This is a genomic window from Aquifex sp., from assembly GCF_056494385.1.
In genome coordinates this window covers 1-3,197 of sequence record NZ_JBSLZM010000105.1, presented here as the reverse complement: position 1 = coordinate 3,197, position 3,197 = coordinate 1, and the positions used below count along the sequence as shown (strand labels likewise).

The 3,197-nt window shown below is 44.0% G+C and carries 6 protein-coding genes; 2 read left to right on the top strand and 4 right to left on the bottom strand.

The window, feature by feature from the left end; all coding sequences use genetic code 11:
• Positions 1–164 (bottom strand): YjbQ family protein (locus tag ACWB1W_RS07990; protein ID WP_479370844.1); only part of this gene is annotated, 164 nt, incomplete at its 3' end.
• Positions 165–195: 31 nt separating this feature from the next.
• On the opposite strand from ACWB1W_RS07990, the gene thrC reads away from it, so the two are divergent.
• Positions 196–1,254: a threonine synthase gene (thrC, locus tag ACWB1W_RS07985; protein WP_479370843.1), complete on the top strand. Its 1,059-nt coding sequence runs from the start codon at positions 196–198 to the stop codon at positions 1,252–1,254.
• On the opposite strand, the gene ACWB1W_RS07980 is transcribed toward thrC, so the two are convergent.
• Together ACWB1W_RS07980 and metG are read right to left on the bottom strand one after the other, a co-directional pair.
• Positions 1,243–1,857: a segregation/condensation protein A gene (locus ACWB1W_RS07980; protein ID WP_479370842.1), complete on the bottom strand. Its 615-nt coding sequence runs from the start codon at positions 1,855–1,857 to the stop codon at positions 1,243–1,245. The genes thrC and ACWB1W_RS07980 overlap by 12 nt on opposite strands.
• Positions 1,854–2,189, bottom strand: coding sequence for a methionine--tRNA ligase subunit beta (gene metG, locus ACWB1W_RS07975; protein ID WP_479370841.1), 336 nt, complete (start codon positions 2,187–2,189; stop codon positions 1,854–1,856). The genes ACWB1W_RS07980 and metG overlap by 4 nt, the downstream gene beginning before the upstream one ends.
• A 19-nt stretch (positions 2,190–2,208) precedes the next feature.
• On the opposite strand from metG, the gene ACWB1W_RS07970 reads away from it, so the two are divergent.
• A complete protein-coding gene (locus tag ACWB1W_RS07970) occupies positions 2,209–2,577 on the top strand; it encodes a RusA family crossover junction endodeoxyribonuclease (protein ID WP_479370840.1) in 369 nt (122 codons plus the stop codon).
• Here the strand turns inward: ACWB1W_RS07970 and ACWB1W_RS07965 are convergent.
• Positions 2,565–3,197, bottom strand: a 633-nt coding sequence (locus ACWB1W_RS07965; RefSeq protein ID WP_479370839.1) for a lipoate protein ligase C-terminal domain-containing protein, incomplete at its 5' end; no start/stop codon positions are given. The genes ACWB1W_RS07970 and ACWB1W_RS07965 overlap by 13 nt on opposite strands.

Here is a 3,197-nt window from a genome sequence, read left to right as displayed (position 1 = left end):
GGGTCTGCTCCCTCGTTGACGAAAACACATGCGGTAGTGTGAGGAGTATAAACGACGCATAAGCCCTCTTTCACCCCTGACCTCTTTACAACCTCCGAGACTTGGTGAGTTATGTTTACTATGCTCGTGTGTTTTGTCGTCCTAATCCTTAGAACTTCATGCATGCCTTAAATTATAATATCCTTAGTCCGAGCTATGGATAAATGGGAAGGAATCATAAAGCATTACAGAAAGTACCTACCCGTTGATGAAAAAACACCTATAGTAACCCTATACGAGGGAAACACACCCCTGATAGAGGCGGACAACCTTGCAAAAGCAATAGGTTTTAAAGGAAAGATATACCTAAAGTATGAAGGCTTAAACCCTACGGGTTCCTTTAAAGACAGGGGAATGACCCTTGCAATCTCAAAAGCGGTTGAGGAGGGAAAAAGGGCGGTTATCTGTGCATCAACCGGAAACACTTCCGCTTCGGCGGCTGCGTATGCAGCAAGGGCCGGTCTTAAGGCTTACGTTCTTCTTCCAAAGGGTGCGGTGGCAATAGGGAAGCTCTCCCAAGCTATGATTTACGGAGCTAAGGTTCTCGCCATTCAGGGAACCTTTGACGATGCCCTGTATATCGTAAGGAAGATAGGCGAGCTCTTTCCCGTTGAAATTGTAAACTCGGTAAACCCTTACAGAATAGAGGGACAGAAAACCGCGGCCTTTGAGATATGTGACGTTCTTGGGGATGCTCCCGATTACCACTTCATACCCGTGGGCAATGCGGGAAACATAACCGCATACTGGAAGGGTTTTAAGACTTACTACGAAGAGGGAAAGATTACGAAACTTCCCAAGATGATGGGATGGCAAGCTGAAGGAGCGGCACCGATAGTTAAAGGCTATCCCATCAAAAACCCACAAACCATAGCTACCGCCATAAAAATAGGTAACCCTTATAGCTGGAAATCTGCACTAAGGGCTGCACAGGAGAGCGGCGGGAATATAGACGCCGTAAGCGATAGCGAGATTCTTTATGCTTATAAGCTCATCGCATCAACCGAGGGTGTGTTTTGTGAGCCTGCTTCAGCTGCAAGCGTTGCGGGACTTATAAAACTCGTGAGGGAGGGCTTCTTTAAAGGAGGTGAGGTCGTCACCTGCACCCTTACGGGAAACGGTCTTAAGGACCCCGATACAGCGATAAAGGTTTGTGAAGAGCCCGTATCCGTTCCTCCGAAGCTTGAAAAGGTTATAGAGATATTAGGTTTCTAAGATTTCTATTTCAATCTCGCCGTAGGGTCTCTCTTGGTAAATCCTTATCTTATTCTCGTAATCAAGGTATAAGAGGGCCATAAACTGGGGAACTATATCCTTTTCCCTCAGAAATGTAAGGAAGCTTATCCTCGTTCCTACATCAAGATTCCTCAGTAGCTCCCATATTTCTTTCAAGACATCTTCAAACTTTGCAATGTGAACGGGAACCTCTTTATCTCTTTTTTCTTCCCTTTTTCTTGTCGTTTTTCTCCTTCTTACCGCCCTTTTTATCTTTTTTACGTTTTCCTTTAACTCTTCCTCAACCTCCCTGTATTCCTCTTCAAACATACCGACTATTTCCTGAAGGGAGTATTTCCTTTTTTTAGGCTTCCTGGGTGGTTTAGGAAAGAGCACTTCTATCTTTTTCTTAAGTAAAAAGGAGGCTGCAACTACAGCCCTCGCAGGTATTCTCAGGTCAAGAACTTCCCTTTTTTTAAGCTCTTCCAGGTATAGGTTTGCGAGCTCTACTATATCAACCTCCCAGGGGTCCAGCTTACCCTCTTCTATTAGGGGAAGAATAAGGGAAAAAGGGTGTTCCTCCTCAAAGTAAAAGTATCTCAACTCAGTTTAGAACCCTCTTTAACGTCTCTATCGGGAACTATTACTGACAGATTCTCCCCGTCTGATGCTGCAAGGAGCATCCCCTGGGACTCTATACCGAATATCTTCCTCGGCTTTAGGTTTGCAACTATGACTATTTTCTTTCCGACGAGTTCTTCAGGTTTGTAGAACTTTGCTATTCCCGCAACAATTGTTCTTTCTTCATCACCGAGGCTTACTTTTAGCTTAAGTAGCTTTTCAGAGCCCTCAACCCTTTCGGCTTCCAATACCTTTGCAACCCTGAGGTCAACCTTTAGAAAGTCCTCTATGCCTATTATCACTTTTTCTTCCATGATAAAACTATTTTAAACGATGGACGTAATAGAGCTTTTTTTATCAAAACTTCCTGTTCCCAAGAGCAACAGGTATGTTAGAAGAAGAGGAGGGAAGGTTTTCAAACACCCGAGGGTCGTAAACTGGGAGGCAAGAGCTCTATGGGAGCTAAAAGAACAGTATAAGGGGCAGCCCATAGACTACGAGATATCCGTTGATATAACAATTATTCTTCCGAATAAGAGGAAGAGAGACATAGACAATATGTTAAAAACTCTCTGGGACGTTATGGAGAAAGCAGGTGTTATAAAAAACGATAACCTGATATACGAGGTTCATACAGTAAAGAAAATAGAGAAGGGGAAGGAAGGTGTTCACATAAGGATTAAGCCTTTTCAATCCCCATAGAGGGCTTTCACTAAGTCCTCGGGTTCAACACCGGGAAAGTCTACATTCCTTAAGAACTCTTCCGCAACCCTTCTTATCTCTTCCCTCTCAAACTTAACACCCCTTAAACGCTTTTCAAGTTCCCTTATCTTATCTCTGGGGTAAAGGGTGAAGTCCCCGTATACCCTTGCCTCAAGTATTTTTTCCCCATCTGTGTAAACCTCGGTTCTTATGAGTCCCCCCCTTGCTTTGTGAAGCCCCGTTCTTAAGTGAACACCCTCTTTTATCTTTATTGTTCTGTGTCTTCTTCCGGTATCTTCAAGGAGAATCTCATCGGAGGTGAACTCCTCCTTTAGTCTGTCTGCAAGTTCAACGGCCTCCTTCGGAATATCCTCTTCACCCTCAAAGGGTATTATTTTTGAAAACTCTTCAACGAGAAGCTCTTCAACCTCTTCGTAGGAGGGAAGTCTTCCCGTTTCCCTTTCAACCCAGCTTATATTTTCTTCAAGACTTTTGTAAAGCTTGTCCCTGAACTTTTCCTCCGGAACCCTGAAAAGCTCGGACATAAGTTTAGTGTTAAACCTCAGAAGTATTCCTCCGACAAATACGAAGGAGTCTTCTATATCCGCAGCACCTTGACC